Source organism: Cupriavidus sp. SIMBA_020 (assembly GCF_046535395.1).
Lineage (GTDB): Bacteria > Pseudomonadota > Gammaproteobacteria > Burkholderiales > Burkholderiaceae > Cupriavidus > Cupriavidus campinensis.
On record NZ_JAWRWU010001694.1, the window covers coordinates 1 to 235 of the forward strand.

A 235-nucleotide genomic window follows, 5' to 3' on the forward strand; every position below is an offset into this window, starting at 1 on the left:
GCCGCGCAGCGATCCGCTGGCGGTGGTGGACGAACGCCTGCGCGTGCACGGGGTGGACGGGTTGCGGGTGGTGGATTGCTCGATCATGCCGACGCTGGTATCGGGCAACACCAATGTGCCGGTGGTGATGCTGGCCGAGCGCGCGGCCGACTTCATCCTGCAGGACCTGCAAGCCGCGCGCCGACCTGCCCAGGCGCAGCCGCAGGCCGAGCGCCCGACCCAGAAGCAAGCCGCG

General features: G+C 71.5%; 1 protein-coding gene. It reads left to right on the forward strand.

The window, feature by feature from the left end; genetic code table 11:
- The coding region (locus SB751_RS35380) for a GMC oxidoreductase (protein WP_410749661.1) at positions 1-235 on the forward strand (235 nt) is incomplete at both ends.